The sequence below is a fragment of the Hymenobacter qilianensis genome, assembly GCF_014638675.1.
Taxonomy (GTDB): domain Bacteria; phylum Bacteroidota; class Bacteroidia; order Cytophagales; family Hymenobacteraceae; genus Hymenobacter; species Hymenobacter qilianensis.
This window is the reverse complement of sequence record NZ_BMFN01000001.1, coordinates 1,066,097-1,082,791: the sequence shown is the minus strand read 5'-3', so window position 1 is coordinate 1,082,791 and position 16,695 is coordinate 1,066,097. Positions and strand designations below refer to the sequence as shown.

Annotated in this window: 14 protein-coding genes; 8 read left to right on the top strand and 6 right to left on the bottom strand. The window is 55.2% G+C overall.

Annotated elements, in window-relative coordinates:
- Nucleotide 1: 1 nt before the first annotated feature.
- Nucleotides 2–1,561, bottom strand: a complete 1,560-nt coding sequence (locus IEW06_RS04605) for an ArnT family glycosyltransferase (RefSeq protein WP_188547559.1) — start codon at nt 1,559–1,561, stop codon at nt 2–4.
- Nucleotides 1,562–1,784: 223 nt separating this feature from the next.
- On the opposite strand from IEW06_RS04605, the gene IEW06_RS04600 reads away from it, so the two are divergent.
- Nucleotides 1,785–2,318 carry a carbohydrate binding domain-containing protein gene (locus IEW06_RS04600; protein ID WP_187733693.1) on the top strand — a complete coding sequence of 178 codons (534 nt, stop codon included), beginning with the start codon at nt 1,785–1,787 and terminating at the stop codon, nt 2,316–2,318.
- A gap of 81 nt (nt 2,319–2,399) precedes the next feature.
- On the opposite strand, the gene IEW06_RS04595 is transcribed toward IEW06_RS04600, so the two are convergent.
- Nucleotides 2,400–3,122: a glycosyltransferase family 2 protein gene (locus IEW06_RS04595; protein WP_187733694.1), complete on the bottom strand. Its 723-nt coding sequence runs from the start codon at nt 3,120–3,122 to the stop codon at nt 2,400–2,402.
- Nucleotides 3,123–3,341: 219 nt separating this feature from the next.
- Between IEW06_RS04595 and IEW06_RS04590 the strand changes: the two genes are divergently transcribed.
- From IEW06_RS04590 to IEW06_RS04560, 7 genes are all read left to right on the top strand, one after another.
- Nucleotides 3,342–4,097, top strand: a complete 756-nt coding sequence (locus tag IEW06_RS04590) for an FkbM family methyltransferase (protein WP_187733695.1) — start codon at nt 3,342–3,344, stop codon at nt 4,095–4,097.
- 115 nt (nt 4,098–4,212) lie between these two features.
- Entirely contained in the window at nt 4,213–4,743 is a 531-nt protein-coding gene (locus tag IEW06_RS04585) for a 3-hydroxyanthranilate 3,4-dioxygenase (protein ID WP_187733696.1), read from the top strand.
- A 54-nt stretch (nt 4,744–4,797) separates the two neighbouring features.
- The gene (gene kynU / locus IEW06_RS04580) at nt 4,798–6,084 is read left to right on the top strand and encodes a kynureninase (protein ID WP_188547557.1); all 1,287 of its coding nucleotides are present in this window, start codon (nt 4,798–4,800) and stop codon (nt 6,082–6,084) included.
- A gap of 78 nt (nt 6,085–6,162) precedes the next feature.
- Entirely contained in the window at nt 6,163–6,822 is a 660-nt protein-coding gene (locus tag IEW06_RS04575) for a hypothetical protein (RefSeq protein ID WP_187733697.1), read from the top strand.
- Nucleotides 6,823–6,863: 41 nt separating this feature from the next.
- Nucleotides 6,864–7,475: an alpha-ketoglutarate-dependent dioxygenase AlkB family protein gene (locus tag IEW06_RS04570; RefSeq protein WP_187733698.1), complete on the top strand. Its 612-nt coding sequence runs from the start codon at nt 6,864–6,866 to the stop codon at nt 7,473–7,475.
- Between the two features lie 121 nt (nt 7,476–7,596).
- Nucleotides 7,597–9,003: an FAD-dependent oxidoreductase gene (locus IEW06_RS04565; RefSeq protein ID WP_187733699.1), complete on the top strand. Its 1,407-nt coding sequence runs from the start codon at nt 7,597–7,599 to the stop codon at nt 9,001–9,003.
- Nucleotides 9,004–9,313: 310 nt separating this feature from the next.
- Nucleotides 9,314–9,736 carry a LytR/AlgR family response regulator transcription factor gene (locus tag IEW06_RS04560; RefSeq protein ID WP_187733700.1) on the top strand — a complete coding sequence of 141 codons (423 nt, stop codon included), beginning with the start codon at nt 9,314–9,316 and terminating at the stop codon, nt 9,734–9,736.
- A 92-nt stretch (nt 9,737–9,828) separates the two neighbouring features.
- On the opposite strand, the gene IEW06_RS04555 is transcribed toward IEW06_RS04560, so the two are convergent.
- The 4 genes from IEW06_RS04555 to rpoN all read right to left on the bottom strand — a co-directional run bounded on the left by IEW06_RS04555 (nt 9,829) and on the right by rpoN (nt 16,597).
- A complete protein-coding gene (locus IEW06_RS04555) occupies nt 9,829–13,722 on the bottom strand; it encodes a PAS domain-containing protein (RefSeq protein WP_188547555.1) in 3,894 nt (1,297 codons plus the stop codon).
- Nucleotides 13,723–13,810: 88 nt separating this feature from the next.
- Nucleotides 13,811–14,437 carry a hypothetical protein gene (locus IEW06_RS04550; protein ID WP_187733703.1) on the bottom strand — a complete coding sequence of 209 codons (627 nt, stop codon included), beginning with the start codon at nt 14,435–14,437 and terminating at the stop codon, nt 13,811–13,813.
- A gap of 61 nt (nt 14,438–14,498) precedes the next feature.
- Nucleotides 14,499–14,918 carry a copper resistance protein NlpE gene (locus IEW06_RS04545; RefSeq protein ID WP_188547553.1) on the bottom strand — a complete coding sequence of 140 codons (420 nt, stop codon included), beginning with the start codon at nt 14,916–14,918 and terminating at the stop codon, nt 14,499–14,501.
- A gap of 116 nt (nt 14,919–15,034) precedes the next feature.
- Nucleotides 15,035–16,597, bottom strand: coding sequence for an RNA polymerase factor sigma-54 (gene rpoN, locus IEW06_RS04540; protein WP_188547551.1), 1,563 nt, complete (start codon nt 16,595–16,597; stop codon nt 15,035–15,037).
- Between the last annotated feature and the right edge of the window lie 98 nt (nt 16,598–16,695).

Below are 16,695 nucleotides of genomic sequence, written 5' to 3'. Positions count from 1 at the left end.
TTTAGCGGGACCGTAAAATCAACAGCGTATTGCAGTTTTCAGCGCTGTGCAAAGGCACAGTTTGGTATAGCGAATCGAGGCGCAGCGCCTCATTCGGGTCACATACTACTACTACTTGGCGTGGGCGCAGGGTTTTTTGCGCTCCGGGTGATATTATAGTTACGTGCTTCTGAAAACGCTGCGTAGACGTAAGTTGATAATAGGTAAGCCGGGCATCATAACCGCCGGGGTAAAGCACCTGTAGGCTGTCGGCTAACGGCTGATCATGATGTAGCTGCCGGAGGTAGCTGCCAATACGAGCATTAGGCCCAAGGCCATAGTCGCTATATCGGTACTCTCTTATTTGCTCCAGTACTCGTTGGTAGGGCGCATAAAAAACAAAGATTAGCAGTGCTGACGCCCCTAACCACTTGCTGTGTGGTGTAGCAAAGTAGGTTAGAACTACTGCGCGCCCCAGCCACCAAAGGCCCAAGCCTACTAACAAGCTGAGAGCTGGATATACAGGTGCATCATACCACTCAAGCTTTGTTTGTGCATTGCTAATGACAACGAGCCAAACTATACTGAACAAGGCCAGTAGCACCACAGCGTGCTGCAACGGACGACGGGACTGGCTCCATGCCAACACCAGCGTTGGTAGCAACACCCAATGCCAAGGGGTAAAGCGCAGTTCCTGCATGGCTAAAATATAGTAATCCGAGGGATGCTGATGACCACTCAATACTGTATCGAAACGGCCCCCAAGTTCGTTCTGCTGCACCGCCGCCCAGTAGCCAGCAGCCGCCCATTCGCGAAGACCGTAGTACCCTGCTACTATCAGCACGGTGCTGCCCGCTGCCATATAGAAACTTGGCTGACGTAACAGCCACCCTAGCCGCCGTCGGTACAGCACATATACGAATAGCGCTGGCAGACCTAATACACCTGCCACGCCTTTTGTCAGAATTGCCCCTGTAATGGCTACAGCCAACAACGCAGCCTCGCGCTTACGACCGGCAACCAAATAGCGATATAGGCTGCTCCAGAGTAGGGTCTGAAAGAAAGTAAGAAGGGCATCGTAGTCGCCGGTGCGGGCTACATGCAATCGTACATACCCTAAGCTAGTAACTAATACCAGACCAGCTAAAAAACCCACTAAGGGACGGCGTAAGGTACGAGCTGCAAAAAAGTAAACTATCAGGATGGTACCACCCGTAGCCAAGGCAGTAGGTAGACGCACGGCTAACTCAGAAAACCCGAAAAAGTATAGACTAAGCGCCTGCAGCCATATCAGCAGTGGGGGCTTCGTGTTCCATAAGTCGGGTTGGCCCTCAAAGTGTGTTACCAGCCAATTGCCACTGCGCAGCATTTCCACGGCATTCACTGCCTGCCGCGACTCATCCCAAAGTTGAATTGGATGACGGCCTAGGTCATAATACAGGGGAAAATAGGCAAGCGCCAGCAAGAGCAGTAGGAGCCCATTTGTAGGCGAAAAAAAACCTGCTGAGGAAGCAGGATACAAACTACTAGTACTAGTATTACTGGCTAAAGTAGCGGCTCGGAAGCCAGGACGGTAGTGCATAAAATAAGGAGACGAGCACTGCGACACACCTATCAAAGAGCCGCGAAGATACAGAAAGAAACATCCGTGCGGCTCTCCAGCAGCCTCAGGTTATTTAGGAAGAATAGGTAGTTTTGATGATAAAAAACAGCTCTTCACAGCTCTAAGAACAGCTAGCTGTGAAGAGCTGTGACTTTATTGCTTCTCCCATTAGTACCTAATCCGACTCTAGCAGTTTGACCTTATGAGAAAATATTTACTGCTGCTACTGCTACCACTAATCGCTGCCTGCTCCGGCTCTGATAATCAGGATGATAAGAACGCCAATTATATAATGACCAATGATTTTGAGGCCTTTGATGGCTGGATTCCAGCTAATGGCTCTCTTAATGCGGAGCAAGCACATAGTGGGAAGTACTCGATCAAGGTTGATAAGGCGCAGGAGTACAGCATGGGATTCAGAAACTTTCTGGGAAAAGTAAGTGCCCGTAAGCCCTATAAAGTAAAACTGTCTTGCTGGGCATATCTTCCTAGTAATAAAGCCACAGCTCATTATCAACTTCAAATACTGGACCCCGTGACTGGAGAGAAAATATTTGAAGATGGTATTGTTCTTACCAACATGATAAATGATTATAGAACTTGGGTAAAGGCCGAGAAGACAATTAAGCTGCCGGAAAACATTGCCTACAGCCACGAAATAAGAGTGTTCTTATGGCGCGCAACTGCGGAGGTGCCGGTGTATATTGATGATGTGTCGCTAATACTACTTGAGTAGTCTGGCTTGCCTAAGAGCTCGGCACGAAGCCGTCTTCGGTGTAAATTGCTGATATCAAAATAGTTGGCTTTGATTGCTTTTCTATTTTATCAGGCCGTACCGAAGAATGCACCACAGCGCCCAGAGCCCGTCGCGCCAGCTGATTTTTTTGCCCTCGGCGTACGTCCGTCCATAGTAGCTGATACCGACCTCGTAAATGCGGATACCGGGAACGCGCGCCATTTTGGCGGTTACCTCGGGCTCAAAGCCAAACCGCTTTTCATGGAGCGACAGGCCCTGAAGGATGTCGCGCCGAAACAGCTTGTAGCCGGTTTCCATGTCCGTCAGGTTCAGGTCAGTGAACATGTTGGAGAGAAAGGTGAGCACCGCGTTGCCGATGCTGTGCCAGAAGAACAGTACCCGGTGCGGTTTGCCCCCCATAAAGCGGGAGCCATACACCACGTCGGCAAAGCCGCGTACTACCGGCTCGATTAGGGCGTTGTAGTCGGCGGGGTCGTATTCGAGGTCGGCATCCTGAATGATAATGTAGTCGCCGGTGGCCTCCCGGATGCCGGTGTGCAGAGCCGCGCCTTTTCCTTGGTTGGCTGTGTGCTGTAGTAAGTGCAGCCTCAGCGCCGGATGGCGTGTGGCATAAGCAGTGATAAGCGCCGCGGAGGCATCGGTAGAGCAGTCGTCAATCAGAATGATTTCCTTCTTAATATTTCCCGCCAACTCCACCTCACGCAACGTATCGAGCACCTGCGTGATGGTGCGAGCCTCGTTGTAGACGGGAATGAGAATGGAGAGCGTATCGAATTTTACCAAAGCAGAGAAACTAAAACAACCGGCACCGCGAAAGTAGAAGGTTATGGCTGGAGTATCCGTTTGGTGGCCGCGCGACTTAATAAATTCAATAACGTATTAGGGCTATGGCGAAGCGGTAGCCTCCCGTCTTCACCCCAAACCAGGAGGTAAGGGCAGGCATGGTATAGTTGTTTACTTTTGCCCCTTACTTATTACCTACGATAGTTTCAGAGCCCTTTCATGAAGGAGTTGGCCAAAAAGATTATAAAACGCTTACCTATTGCTTTCACTAAAAACCAGCAATATGACCGCGACACGGAGCGGGTGCTGCGGGCGGTGTGCCACCCGCAGGCAAACTGCGTGGATGTGGGCTGCCACAAGGGCGAAGTGCTGGAGTTGATGCTTAAATATGCCCCCCAGGGCCAACACTATGGTTTCGAGCCCATTCCGGATTTATACGAGAAGCTGACCACACACTTTGCGGGCTACCCCAACTGCCACTTCTACCAGCTAGGCCTCAGCAACATGACCGGCGAAACGTCCTTCAACTATGTGCTCACCAATCCGGCGTATAGCGGCTTTGTGAAGCGCAAATACGACAAGGCCGATGAAGTAGACACCTTGATTACGGTGAAGAAACAGCCGCTTGATCAGATTTTGCCTCCCAGCACGCGCATCGATCTAATAAAGATTGATGTGGAAGGAGCGGAGCTGGAGGTATTGCAGGGCGCGGTAAAAACCATTCAGCGGAGCCGGCCGGTTATCATTTTTGAGCACGGCCTCGGCGCCTCCGATTGCTATGGCACGCGGCCCGAACAGATATATGAGTTGCTCGTGTGCGAGGGCCGCCTGCACGTGTCCACGATGGCGCGGTGGCTGGCCGGACAGCAGCCTTTCACCCGCGCTGAGTTTGTGGGGCAGTTCGAGAAGTCGCTCAATTATTATTTCATGGCTTATCCGGAAGAAAAGACCCGCAACGCTCAGGCTGCCGACTAAAAAAGCCCCCCAAATAACCTTGCGTTCGGAGGTGGCTGCAAATCAGTTGCTTCCGTAAGACAGACCCGTTAGTTGCCGGTTACATCGGCCTACGTTAACTAAGCAGCAAAACCTTATGGCTCTCGCCCGTCCTTTCAATTTTCAGCAGTGGATTGATGAACACCGCCATCTGCTGAAGCCGCCTGTTGGCAATCAGCAGGTCTTTACAGATAATAAAGATTTTATCGTGATGGTGGTAGGTGGGCCCAATGCCCGCAAAGACTACCACTACGATGAGGGTGAAGAGCTTTTTCTACAGATTGAGGGCGATATTGTTATTAAAGTAATTGAGGATGGCAAGCCGGTAGATATTCCGGTGCGGGCCGGGGAGATGTTTCTGCTGCCGGGCGGAGTTCCTCATTCGCCCCGGCGCCCGGCCGGTACCGTGGGGCTGGTGCTGGAGCGCTACCGCACGGCCGGCGAGCTGGACGGCTTCCTGTGGTTTTGCGAGAACTGCGGCACCAAGCTGCACGAAGAGTACGCCGAAATCACGGACATCGTGCAGCAATTGCCCTCCATCATGAACCGTTTCTGGGAGTCGGAGGAGCTGCGCACCTGCCGCAGCTGCGGAACGGTGATGGAAAAGCCTGCGCCGGTGCCCGCCTAGAAGAGCCTGTTCGGGTATGGGTAAGCAAACCCATTGTGGCTATCTTTGCTTTCGATGACCACTTTCCAAGCCACCCCCGAATTCGCCGCCACCCTCGACGCCCAAGATCCGCTACGCCGCTTCCGCGAGCAGTTTCATATTCCGCCCGCGCCGGATGGGGGTGAGAGCATCTACTTCTGCGGTAATTCATTGGGTTTGCAGCCGCGCACCGTGCGGGCCGCTATTGAGCAGGAGCTGGAATCGTGGGAACGGCAGGCCGTGGAAGGACACTTTCGCGGGAAGTCGCCGTGGATGCCCTATCACGAAACCCTAGCCGACTCTACGGCACGATTGGTAGGCGCCAAGCCATTGGAAGTCATTGTGATGAACAACTTGACGACCAACCTGCACCTGCTGCTGATTTCTTTTTATCGTCCCACGGCCACGCGCTACAAAGTGCTGATGGAAGGTGGCGCTTTCCCCTCAGATCAATACGCGGTGGAATCGCAGGTGAAGCTGCATGGCTACGCGCCCGATGATGCCATTGTGGAACTGGTACCCCGGCCCGGCGAGCGCACCTTGCGGACCGAAGATATTGAGGCCAAAATCAGGGAAGTAGGCGATGAGCTGGCGTTGGTGCTGCTGGGGGGTATTAATTATTACACGGGCCAGGCATTTGATATGCAAGCCATTACCAAGGCTGGGCACGCCGTCGGCGCTACGGTGGGCTTCGATTTGGCGCATGCGGCCGGCAACTTGGTCATGCACCTACATGATTGGGATGTGGACTTCGCCTGCTGGTGTTCTTACAAATACCTCAACTCCGGTCCCGGTGGCGTAAGCGGGGCATTCGTGCACGAGCGCTTCGCCAACCGCCCCGATCTGCCGCGCCTTGCGGGCTGGTGGGGCCACGATGCCTCTGAGCGCTTTCAAATGAAAAAAGGCTTTAAGCCAATGGCTGGGGCCGCGGGCTGGCAGCTGGCCAACGGCCAGATCATCGCGTTGGCCATGCACCGCGCGGCCCTGAATATTGTAGACGAGGCGGGCGGCATTGCAGTACTTCGGCGCAAAAGTGAGCAGCTCACGGCTTATCTGGAGTTTGTGCTGCGCAACCTGAATTTGCCCCCCAGCATCCTCGAAATCATTACGCCCTCCGAGCCCCATGCCCGTGGCTGCCAGCTTTCCTTGCTGGTGCATAAGGATGGCCGCGGTCTGTTCGACTACCTGTCGGAAGCCGGTGTGATTGGCGATTGGCGCGAGCCCAACGTGATTCGGCTGGCGCCGGTGCCGCTTTACAATACCTTTGGGGAGGTGCAGCGCGTAGGCGAACTGATGGCCGCGTGGGCGGAAAAGGTGGGTTAGCTGTTCGTTTTGGAGTGAATTTACGTAGAGGAATTTGTGGTTGCCCTTTTCGCAGCCTCCTCGCCCTTCATTACTAAGATGACTGAAGACTACGTGGCCAAAATGGGCCGCAAAAGCCTCGCTGAACTCCAGCAATATGTGAGCGGCCGCGCCCAGTACCGCGAAGATGCCGTGCTGGCGGCACTCGATGAGCTGGCCCGGCGCGGTGAGCCCCACCCCGACGACGCCCAGCTGCGCCCCGAGCTGGAGGCTGAAGTTCAAAAGCAGGTAGCGCAAACAGCTGAAGATCAGCAGCGCGCCGTGGATGCCACTGCCGCAGAAGAAGCTGAGGAAATAGGTCCAACGCTATACTCGCCCAGCACCATCACCTTGTTTTCGGTCGTGTTCTCGATGTTGGCTGGCGGAGCTTTGCTAGCGCTCAACTTCCGCGCCCTCAAGCGGACTGATGCTACCGTGCGGCTTGTCCTGTTTATAATAGCATACTTAGTTGTGGGTGGCCTGATTCTAAGCTGGGTTGTGCAGCGCTACGGACTAAATCCTTGGTTCGGGGCCTTCTTCGATCTGCCGGCCATTGTGGTGTATATCTTCTGGTTTTGGCCTCGCTACGTGGGCGCTACGCCTTATCAGAGCCGGAGCTGGCTGTTGCCTTTTATCATTTGTGCGGCTATAAAAATTGGCCTGACGCTATGGGCGGCTAGCTTTCTGGCTAAGTTCCTCGGCAAGCTGCCAGGGCAATAATTTGCTGTGAGGCATCGATATCAATGTCATAGATAATTGCCGTGCCGCTCACGCTGCTGCCCCTGCCCGATGCCGAAGTGCTGCTCGATCCGCACTTTTTGCCCCCCAGAGCAGCCATGGAGCTTCTTCAGGAGTTGCTCGATACTATTCCGTGGCGTCACGAACCTATTAAGATGTTTGGCAAGGAAGTGATGCAGCCCCGCCTGACCTCCTGGCACGGCGACCCCAATGCTCGCTACCGTTACTCAGGGCTCAGCCTGGAGCCGCAGCCCTGGACCCCAGCTTTGCAGCAGCTGCGCCAGCAGGTAAGCCATGCCACCGGGGCGGAGTTCAACAGCGTATTACTCAACCTCTACCGCACGGGCCAGGACAGCATGGGCTGGCACGCCGACAATGAGCCGGATTTGGGCCCGTGCCCTGTTATTGCTTCCGTAAGTCTAGGCGCAACGCGGCGTTTCCGGCTCCGACCCGGCGCTGGTACGCCGCTGCATGCTCCCCTTGGGCTGGATTTGCCCCCCGGCAGCCTGTTGGTAATGCGCGGCCTCACCCAGCAGCGCTGGCAACACGCTCTGCCAAAAACTAGTCGCCCAGTGGAAGCGCGTTTGAATCTAACTTTTAGGCGGATTGTTGAGGCCAAAAGTCAACTACGGTAGTCAGATAATTGCCTCCCAGCAGCCGTTATGGCGTATTCGTTTGTCCGCCGGGTCAAATAGGTCGTAAACGACTACTTTTGCCGCCCGTCGCTTTACTTGTCGGCTTTCAGCTTCTTTGCTTATGGGTACGCCTTCTTCCGCCGCCACGGCGGCTGCCACCGATCTATCTCCTTGTACCATTATGGGAGCGGGGCTGGTAGGGTCGCTGCTGGCGCTTTATCTGGCCCGTCGCGGCCACGTAGTCGATGTGTATGAGCGCCGCGCCGACCCGCGCCTGAGTGGGGCCGTGGAGGGTCGGTCTATCAATCTGGCGTTGTCGGATAGAGGCTGGCGGGCCCTGGAGGGCGTCGGCATCAGTGAGCAGGTGCGCGAAGTAGCCATTCCCATGTATCGGCGCGTGATGCACGACCAGCAGGGACGCCTCACGTATCAGCCCTACGGCCGTGAAAATCAGGCTATTTACTCCGTATCGCGCGGTGGGCTAAATCGGACGCTTCTCAACCTCACGGAGGCCGATCCGCGCATCCGTATGCACTTCAATGAGCATTGCCAGCACGTCGATTTGCGCGCCCGGCGGCTGGAAATGCACAACACGCTCACCGATCAGGAGCAAACGCTGCCCTTCCGGCGCCTGTTTGGGGCCGATGGCGCTTACTCGGCCGTGCGGGGAGCCATGCAGAAAACCGACCGCTACGAGTTCTCGCAGAGCTATCTGGAGTATGGCTACAAGGAACTGACCATTGAGGCGGGTCCCAACAGCGAGTGGCAGCTGGAGAAGAACGCCCTCCATATCTGGCCCCGGGGTCAGTATATGATGATTGCCCTGCCTAATCTCGATGGCTCGTTCAATTGCACGCTGTTTTTTCCCTACGAAGGGCAGGAGTCTTTTACGGCCCTGGAAACGGCTCCGCAGGTTCAGGAGTTTTTTAAAGAAAGGTTTCCCGACGCGGTGCCTTTTATGCCCGATCTGGCCGAGGAGTTTATCCAAAACCCAACTGGCTCCCTGATTACGGTTAAGTGTTTTCCGTGGGTGCACAAAGATGAAATAGTGCTGCTGGGCGATGCCTCGCACGCCATTGTGCCCTTCTACGGCCAAGGGATGAATGCCGGCTTCGAAGATTGCAGCGTCCTGGATTCCTTGCTCAACCAGTACGGCGAGGACTGGCACATGGTATTCAGCGAGTTTCAGCGCCAGCGCAAACCCAACGCCGACGCTATGGCCGACCTAGCTATTTATAACTTTGAGGAAATGCGCGACCGGGTAGCTAATCCGCGCTTTCTGCTTCAAAAGAAGATTGAAAGCAAGATTTCGGCCCAGTATCCCGACCAGTGGCTGCCGCTCTATTCGCAGGTTACATTCTCGGATACACCCTACGCCGACGCCTGGGCCAACGGACAGCGACAGGAAAGCATTATGCAGCGCCTTATGCCGCACATCCAAACCGAGGCAGATTATGATTTGCCTGCCGTGCAGGAAATGGTACGGCAGGAAATGGAGAAAATAGACGCGCTCTCCAGCATGGCCTAGCGTCCATTTAGTTTAAAAAAGCCCCCCAGAGCTACTGCTAATTCAAATTAGGAAGAAACTGGAATTGTTCTAAAACAGCAGACACCCTTTTCAGCTTTACCAGAAGCATAATAGCTTGGTGCTTATATCAGTAATTAGATTGTTGTGTTAATATTTTTCAATCATTTTATTGGTTGATTGGATTATATTCATCAAAAAGCGAATGATTCGATAATCTGGCCGGTAATTTGGTTGTTTTGTCGACCGCTTTCAGGAGCGCTTTTTGTTTGCTCATACGTACACACTCTTCTGCTGTCCTGTTTGTTTAGTTATGTTGCTTGAAGGCCTTGTCTCCCCCCGCATTCTTACTTGTGCTATCATCGACGACGACGAGATTAATCGCTTAACTCTTCAGCATTGCATCGGCCTCACCGACTCCCTTCATCTGATGGCTTCCTTAAAAGGCGGTGTAGAAGGGCTGAACTTTTTCAGTTTAGGTCGGCGCGTTGATGTACTGTTTCTGGATGTGGAGATGCCCGACCTGAACGGTATCGAGATGATGCGCCTGCTTCCCGAGCCGCCAGAAGTGATTTTTACGACTGCCTACGAGAGCTTCGGCATGGAAGCTTACGAGTTGAACATAGCCGATTACTTAGTCAAGCCCTTTTCCTACAACCGCTTTCAGCAAGCTGTGCAGCGGGTAGCCGAGCGACTACAGCCAGCTATGCCGGCCGGACTAGATCTGCGTTACTAGCTTCTATAACAACCGATTAACCAGCCAAGCCCGGAACTGCCCCCACTATAAATGGAGGCAGTTCCGGGCTTGGCTGGTTAAGGAGCTACTGCTTACGATAGCTTCTGGCGGCGCTGCTCCAGGGCACGGAGCAGCTGCGGGAGCAGCTGAATAAGCTGTTTGGTTGCCTTAGCGCTTTCTTCTGGCAAGGAGTCGGGGGCTTCCAGCGTTCGGATAGGCGTCAGTAAGTCGTGAGCATGCAGTACCTTAAGCGAAGGCTTGATTTTGTGAACCAAGGCGCCAACCTGAGCCCAATCGGAAGCTTCGGAAGCTGCCGTAAGTTGAGTTACAACCTCCGGCGTATTTTCTAGAAACGAGTCGAGAATGCTGCGCACAAAGTTCGTCTGGCCGTGTGCCATCTGATACAGTTCACTTAAGTCGAACAGGGGCCGCGTGGCCTGCTGCGAGGCCTGACGCAATACACTCATTTTTTCCAGCAGCTCGGCCTCTTCGAAAGGCTTGGTCAGGCAGTCGTCGATGCCCACGGCCAGATATTTTTCATTGGCTTCGTGAAACGCGTTGGCCGTGAGAGCAATGATAGGCGTGCGGGCCCGCACAGCGTCAGGGTGCCGCCGGATTTGAGCGGTAACTTCCAGGCCACTCATGCCGGGCATCTGAATATCCATCAGAATCAAATCGTAGCGTTGCTCCCCGAACAGGCGGAGCGCAGTAGCGCCATTGGGGGCCGCATCTACTGTTACCCCATAGTTGGCCAATATCAGTTGAGCTACCTGGCGGTTCACGTCGTTGTCTTCCACTAGCAGCACGCGCATACCGTGCACCGCAGCGGCGGCGTATTCAAGCTCCGAATCGGCTTTATTCGTATTAATGGTGCCCTGGGGGGCTTTTTCAAAGGTGAGCGTAAAGCTAAAGGTGCTGCCGCGGCCCGGCTCACTGCACATCAGCAGGTGCCCGCCCAGCTGTTCCACTAAGCTGCTGCTTATGGTCAGGCCCAGGCCCGTGCCCCCAAAGCGGCGCGTCGTATCGGCATAGGCCTGCGAGAAGCTGGCGAAGATGGCCTCCTGTTTATGTATGGGTACGCCCGGCCCGGTGTCGCTCACTTGAAAGCTGATGGTGACTTCCCTGGCCGTTTCATCCAATAGTTGGCACGCCAGCACAACGCTGCCTTTTTCGGTAAACTTAATGCTGTTACTCAGTAGGTTAAGCAGTACTTGTTTGAGTCTATACGGGTCACTGAGTATCAGGGGATCGGAGATGGGAGGAGGGGTTACATCGAAGCCAATACCTTTCTCAGCTGCCTGAAATGCAACAGTTTGGCCTGCCGTTTTCAGCGCCTGGCATAAGTCGAAGGGCGTGCGCTCCAACTCCAGGTTTCCCGAGGTGATTTTAGCTACATCCAGCACGTCGTTCAGCACACCCAGCAGGTGCTGTCCGGAGTTGCGAATAATGTCGAGGTACTCGCGCTGTTGAGCGTTCAGATCAGTACGCGCCAGCAAACCGGCCATGCCCAGCACCCCATTCATGGGGGTGCGAATTTCATGGCTCATATTGGCCAAAAAGTTTTCCCGCGAGCGAGCCGCCGATTCGGCTACCAGCTTCGCCCGCCGCAGCTCATCCTCGGCTAGTATGCGGTCCGTTATATCCTGAGCGTAAGCAATTACATAGGGTAGTTCGCCGGCCTCGGCTACTAAGCAGTTGTGATACAGCAAGTAGCGAGAACCAGGGCTGCCCAGCGGCTTTACGTTCACAATACCCGATACCTCCCGCTGTTTGCGAAATGCGGCAAGATACGCTTCCAGATCAGCTTCCTGGTCTACTATCAAGCCTTGCGCAAGCGGCCTTCCGACCATATTATTGATCGAGACGCCCATAAGGCTGGCCAGTGCCGGGTTGGCAGAAAGAATAATGCCGTTGAGGTCGTGAGTACAAATCAGGGCTTGCGTGTACTGCATGAGGTCGCGGTACTGCTTGGCCTTGCGCTCCAGCGTATGACGAATGCGCTTCACTTCTGTGATATCGGTGCTGACGGTGAGCACCTGCACCGTGCCCTCGGGGCGCACCAACGGCCGCTTTACTACCTGATAATGACGAGTTTCGCCGCTGGCCAGAGTAAAGGGCATTTCAGTCGATTGCTCTCGCCGGCTCGCCAGCACTCGCCGGTTGAGTACATTAAGCTGTTGATTCTCAGATTCTTCAGGTGATTCCTCGTTTTTCCGCACCCGCGTATGGTTGCTCCGACTGATCAGGTCATCAAATGCGGTATTAGAAAACATGATATCCCCTTCCTCGTCATTTACATATAGCAGGTTTGGAACAGTATTCACTATCTGACGAATAAACTCCTGCTGCTCACGCACAACCAGCTCGCTGCGGCGGTGCATCTCCTCGGCCTGATGACGCTCCGTAATATCGAGGCCGTAAGCCAGCATCAGGTGCAGCGCGCCGTCGGGGGTAAATATGGGCTGGAACCGGCGCAGGACATAGCGCGGCTCGTGGGTGCCAACGGTCAGTTCCTCCCACGTTACCTGGCCCCGGTCGCAAACGGCTTGCTCAAACATGCGCTGCCGGTTCTCGGCCACGTCGGTGGGGCGCTGGCGGTATGCGCAGTAATCCAGATCAGTCTTGCCTATTATCCATTCCCGAATGTCCTGATCTTTAATACTTACCGGATTCGCAAACACATAACGGCCCTGAGCATCGAGTACGGCTATATCGGCGGGTAGCTGATTGAGAACCGTTTCATAAAACTGCCGCTGTGCCGCCAGCTTCTCTTCTGCCTGTTGGCGGGCTGAGATATCCAGGCCTGAGCTGACCACCATGCGCAGGGAGCCATCGGGGTTAAATACAGGCTGGAAGCTGCGCAATACCTGAATTTGCCCCCCAGGTTCCTGAAAGCTTTCCTCCCAGCTTATGCCTTGGCGCTCCTGGATGGCTTGGGCGAAATAAGCGTCGCGCAGCTCAGCCAGTGCCGAAGGGCGCTGCCGATACAGACAAGCCTCCCGGTTGGTCATGCCCAGTATCGCGGTGCGGGTTGCGGGGTCGGGGGCCGCCGTGGGGTTGGCAAATAGGTAGCGGTGCTCAGCATCCAGGGCAGCGACCCCCACGGGCAGCTGATTGAGAATGGTTTCGTAGAACTCGCGCTGTTGGGTCAGCTTTTGCTCGGCCTCCCGGCGAGCCGTAATATTGGTCAGGTATAAGCTGGCATAGTTCTCACCGGGCACTGGAGTTACAATGAGCAGATAGTGCTGATTAGCTACGCTTATCTCACGCTGCTGATGAGCCGATGTGCGGAGCGCTATCGTTACCAAAGCTACCAGCTGAGTGCGCAGTTCATTGGGGCCATCCTGCTTATAGCTTTGCGCAAGCTGGCTGGCCGCCGGGTTGGCGTACAGCAGGTCGCCGCCGGGCGTGAGGCGCAGAATAGGATTGGGGCTTTGCTGAGCCAGCAGAGAAATAGTGTTTGCGCGGGCATTGCGGCGGTAGCGAATGGTGATGTCGCGGTAGCAAACCAGCCGGCCGGCCATCACATCATCAAGCACAATGTAGTCGCGCTCCAGTACCCGGCCGTCGGCCAGCATTACCTCCTCACTCATTATCGTACGACCCGCGGCTCTTACTTCTTTGGCCCGCGCCACATAGGCAGCAGGATCGGGGTAATTATGCTGACTACGCGCCGCGATTTCCAGGCCAGTAGATCCATACAGGCTTTCTGGCTCGTCGGGAATGCCAAAAAGCTTGCAATAGGGCCGATTGACCATAAGCACGCGTCCATCGTTGTCCAAGAGCATTATGCCCATTTTCAAGTTTTGAGCTAACGCGGTCAGGCGCGACTGATGGCGCTGGGCAGTGGCCTGGGCTACCTCAAGCTCATGCCGTAGGGCGGCGAGCTCCTGTTCGGCTTCCTCGCGCCGGCTTCGCTCCTGGTGCAATTGAGTGAGCAGAGCTTCTGCAGAAGCGGGGGCAGCCGATAAAGTGGAAAGGGACATGCGTGATACATACGACGGTTGGGTGGTCGGTAAAGATACACCGGCCGAGGCAGCGGTCAAGATCCAATTTTAGCACTAAAGCAAGGAGCTACAGGAAGGCAACTCCCAGCACCAGACTCATAACCACGCTGATTCCTAGGCCCAGTCCGGCCCAGGCTTGGGCGGGCGTGTGCGCATCAAGCGCAAGGCGGGCGCTAACCACGGCGAGGGCCAAAAAGGCAGCTGCCAGTAGCCACCAAAAGCTGGCCCAACCCGCCACATCTGTAAGGTGAAGCAATAAAAACAATGCAAAAGAGCCCCCCACACCCACGCCGTGGGCACTGATTTTCCAGCGCAGTGAAATGAGGAGCGTCAGCAGCACGGCCAGAGTCATACCCAGCATCATAGTACCCAGCAGAAGAGCAAAAGGTGGCTGGCGCAGCAGGTATGTGGCACCGGCAAAACTAATTGCGGCGAAAAGCAACGGCAGCGGCCGCTGGGCCCGCTCGCGAAGGAGCAGCGAGTCGAGGCGGCCAAACCAGTACAACGCGCCCGTACCTAAGGCAGGCAATAAAAAGGTAAAGCCAAACACGACGGCCAGCACTATCCAGCGGTCTGACAAGGCAGGCTGCGCCACCACGCCGGGCAGTTGGTAGCAGACCGCGTAAAACAGGTAGGACGGCACCAGCAACGGATGAAACGCCAGCGAAAGAGCCGTCGCCAATGATTTATTCAACAGCGTAGAAAGTAGGATTGCGGCCCTAAGCTACTGCGGCTTTCGCTTCCAATTCCAGAAACTATAAGTTGCCTACCTGCGCCAGCACGTAGCGCTCGGCCAAATCGCCGGTTATTTCCTGCCCGTCTAGATCAAGCTGTTGTAAGGCGCGGGGGCGCATGCGATAATCAGTAGGACCAGCGGCGGAGCGCCGCGTGAGCCGCACCAAGTTGGCCGACACCTGCGCCCAACGGCCGGAGCTTACCTGATCATTGTTGCCTTCCTTGGGCTGATCCAGGTAGGTGCGGCGCTCCACGTAGGTGCTGTCTGGATAAAGGTAAAGCACCGTTTCGATGCCGGCGCAGTCAGCGCAAGGTAGCAACCCCTGATAAATGCCCCCCAGACCTTCGGTCGCGACTGCAATGGAGGGAGAGCCCGTGCTGGGCGACGCGGCGCGGCCAACCATGCCATCGGCCGGGAGCGATGCATCGTTAGAATTCATTGTGGACCCGGTTGGCCGGTCGCAGGCCGTGGCTAATAGGAGCAGGCAAGGGAGCAGAAGAAGTCGCATAAGCTGAGTAGGTTAAGCGTAAAAAAAGCCCCCCAGCTGCCCTGATTCTACAACTCCTTTCGAAGTCGGGCTACCGGAATATTGAGCTGCTCGCGGTATTTGGCCACCGTGCGCCGGGCAATGTTGTAGCCGCGGGCATTGAGCATCTTCTCCAGCTTATCATCGGAAAGCGGCTTGCCTTTGCTTTCCCCCTCAATGATTTCCTTCAGAATATGCTTCACCTCCCGCGAGCTGGCGTCCTCCCCCGAATCGGTGGCAATACCTTCGGAGAAGAAGTACTTCAACGGATAGATGCCGAACTCGGTTTGCACCGACTTGCTATTCGCCACCCTACTCACGGTGGAAATGTCCATGCTGATTTCCTGGGCTATGTCCTTCAGAATCATAGGCCGGAGCTTACTTTCGTCGCCCTCCAGAAAGAACTCGCGCTGGTAGCGCACAATGGCATCCATGGTGCGCAGCAAGGTTTGCTGGCGCTGCCGGATGGCATCGATAAACCACCGGGCCGCGTCGAGCTTCTGCTTTACAAACGTCACGGCCTCCTTCATCTTCCGGTCCTTTTTCGAAGCCTTATCGTAGGCCTGAAACATCTCGGTATACGCCGGTGCCACCCGCAGATCAGGCGCGTTGCGCGAGTTCAACGTCAGGTTGAACTGCCCGTTGTCGTTGCTGAGAATAAAGTCGGGGATGATGTACTGTACCTTGCCCAAGCCTGTGGGACCGCTGCCGCCGGGCTTGGGGTTAAGCTTCAGAATCAAGGCAATAGCCTCCTTCAACTCGTCGTCTTCCAGGTCGAGCCGCTGCTGAATGCGTGGGTAGTGCTTCTTGGTAAACTCGTCGTAGCATTCGGAAAGAATGCGTTCGGCGGCTTCTACCGTGTCATCTACGGGCCGACGCTCCAGTTGCAGCAGTAGGCACTCACGCAGGTCACGGGCTCCGATACCGGCCGGATCGAAGGCCTGAATAACGTGTAGCACGCACTCAATCTCGGCCGGCGTAGCTTCAATATTTTGGGCAAACGCCAAGTCGTTGGCAATGGCCGATAGGTCGCGCCGAATGTAGCCGTCGCCGTCGATGGAGCCCAGCAGCTGGCGGCCAATGGCGAACTGCTTATCGCTTAAGTCAGCAAAGCCCAGCTGATCAAAAAGCGAGTCGATGAGCGTAGAGCCCGTGTCGGCCAGGGGCATTTCGCGGTCGTCCTCGGCGTCGCCGGGGCCGTCGCCCTGCATCTTGTAGCCCGCAATCTCATCGTCGTTGAGGTAGTCGCTCAGGTCCAGATCCTGGTTATCTGGTGAGTCGGCGATATCATCTTTGGGTAGCTCTACTTCGGGCTGCTCCTCCGAGCGGTCGTCGAAGTCTTCATCGAGGGTATTATCGTCGTTGTCGAACTCGGAGTCTGGGTCGTCGAAATCCTCGTCGCTGTCGTCATCGTCGTCGCGCTCCAGCTCTTCCTCATTCTCGTCGCCTTCTTCCAAAGCGGGGTTTACTTCCAGCTCTTCCTTAATACGCGTCTCCAATTCCGCCGTCGGAATTTGCAGCAGCTTAATGAATTGGATCTGTTGGGGAGACAGCTTCTGCGAGAGAAGCTGCTTCATATCAAGTCGTTGCATACACAGAAAACGCAATAAGCCCCAGCGACGGTGAAATGGGGCACTACTTCAAATGTAGCGTATTCTCTACTTGAGTTGATGTAAAAAAGTTGAGGCCT